The following is a 2162-nucleotide window of genomic DNA, read 5'->3' as shown; positions in this document are numbered from 1 at the left end:
CTTGGCCCAGGCCCGCTTAGAGATCAGTTTGCGGCCCACCAGCGAGAGGACTGCCGGAGTCAGAGTGAGGGAGACGACGACGGCGACTGCCACCGTCGCGGCGGCCGACAGACCCATGACCGCAAGGAATGGCAGCCCGGGAACCACCAGTGCCGCAAGCGCGATGACGACGGTGAGGCCGGCGAAAAGGACGGCGTTGCCTGAAGTGCCGGTCGCGAGGGCCACTGATTCCTCGGCGTCCATCCCCGAAAGCAATTGCCCGCGGTGGCGGTTGACGATGAAGAGCGAGTAGTCGATCCCGACGGCGAGTCCCAGCATGAGCGCGAGCATCGGGGAGATGGAACTCATGTCAATGACGCCGGTGAGGGCAAAGGTACCGCCGACGCCCACCGCCACGCCGATGATCGCCATCAGCAGGGGAAGGCCGGCGGCGACGAGCGTTCCCAGCATCACAATCAGGGCAATGGCCGCGACGGCGATACCGATGATTTCGGAGACACCGAACAATTGGGAGACGTCCTCGGTGATTTCCTTGCTGGCCAAGGCTGTGACGCCTGCCGAGGAGACCCCATGGACAATGTCCTGGACTTGCTGCCGGACGGCGGGGGTCAGGCCATTGATCGAGGTCTTGAACTGGACCTGCGCGATCGCCGCTTTACCGTCCGTGGAGACAAAGCGCATCCCTTGGGAAGCGGTCACTTGGCGTTTGGCCAGGGCGAGGGTGGCGGCGCCGTCGGCGGCTTGCTTCTGGCCGGCATCGAGCTTCTGGCGTCCGGCCAGGAGTTCGGCCTGTTGAGGGGCAAGCTGAGCCTGGATCTGCGCCGCGGGCATACCGACGGCGGTCATTTGCTGCTCGGCGGCCTTGAGTTGGGCATCGCCTGCGTCGAGCGTGGCCCGCGCCTTGTCCAGCTCAGCTTGCCCGGCGGCAGCTTTCTGTTCCCCGGCAGCAAGATCGGACGGTGCCTTGTCCAAGGCGGCTTGGGTCGTGAACGGGTTGACCGTGGACTGCACATCCGGCAGCTTTTCCAGCTGGGCGAGGGCCGACGCAATGGCGTCCTTGCCGGCTTGGTTGAATCCGGCGTCGCCGGCTTCGAAGACGATCCCTGCGGAACCGCCCGAGGAGGCAGGAAGGTCCTTCTTGAGTTTGTCCAGCATCTGCTGGGTCTCAGTGCCGGGGATCTGGAAATTGTTGGACATGGTGCCGTGGAAGGCGGCTGCAGAACCGCCGACGGCCACGAGCACAGCCAGCCAGAGGGAGATCACCAGCCAGCGGTGACGGTAGGAGAACTTGCCAAGGCGGTAGAGCAGGAGTGCCATATCGGAACCGATCTGTCGGTGTGTGGTTATGCCGAGTGTTGGGAGTCTGCCGCGGGCTGAGGGCTGTGCGCCGACGGGGTTTGAGGGGCGGGTGCCGTGAAGCCTGAACCGAGCAGGCCGATAGCGTCGATCAAGTGCTGCCGCAAGCTCGCGAGGGATTCAGCGGATAGATCCGGGCCGTGTTGTTCGAACCAGACGCTCATGGCTGCCTTGCCGCAGGAAATGATGGACCCTGCCAGAGCCCGCAGATAGAGCTCGTTGACATCCGGGCCGAGGCGACGACGGGCAGCGTCGATGATCTGAGTGGTGCAGTGGTCCCAGGCTTCCAGTTCGGAACGCACCAAGGCACGGTTGTCGTGGGTGAGGCTGAAGAGTTCGGCCATGGGGGAAACCGTCATAGGGTCAGCCAGCGCCGTGAGGGCGGCCCGGGCGGAATCGAGGATGGGTTCGTCCGAAGGGCGCAATCGGAACTGTTCCAAGGCATGGTCCAGGAAGCCTTCGGTCACGGACGCCAAGGCTGCTTCGAGGCTGGGGAAGTAGTTGAAGAAGGTGCGCCGGGATACGCCGGCTTCTTCCGCGATGTCTTCCACGGTGAAATTGCCGGCCCCCTTGCTGCGCAACACGGCGAGGGCCGCGTCGGCGATCGCTTGGCGGGTGGCCAGTTTGTTCTGTTCGCGGCGCGACGGGAGGGCGATAGTGTCGGAAGGCGTCACATAGTTACACTAAGTGCAACTTTGCACTCAGGGCAAGTTAAATCTCCGGTGGGGTCTCGTGTTCCTGGGGCGCGGCCGACGTCGCGGCCTGCGTGGATTGCTGGGTGGGCTGTTGGCTGCCGCGCTGGTGAG

At 64.4% G+C, this 2162-nt stretch carries 2 protein-coding genes; both read right to left on the bottom strand.

The features are described 5' to 3' along the window. The coding region (locus AHiyo1_RS23880; RefSeq protein ID WP_148667763.1) for an MMPL family transporter at positions 1–1317 on the bottom strand (1317 nt) is incomplete at its 3' end. Positions 1318–1343: 26 nt separating this feature from the next. Further along, positions 1344–2030 carry a TetR/AcrR family transcriptional regulator gene (locus AHiyo1_RS23875; protein WP_059390275.1) on the bottom strand — a complete coding sequence of 229 codons (687 nt, stop codon included), beginning with the start codon at positions 2028–2030 and terminating at the stop codon, positions 1344–1346. Positions 2031–2162 lie beyond the last annotated feature (132 nt).

Origin of the sequence: Arthrobacter sp. Hiyo1 (genome assembly GCF_001263615.2) — a bacterium.
Taxonomy (GTDB): Bacteria; Actinomycetota; Actinomycetes; order Actinomycetales; family Micrococcaceae; genus Arthrobacter.
Note: the sequence above shows the minus strand (reverse complement) of the source record. Positions and strands in the feature narration are given on the sequence as shown.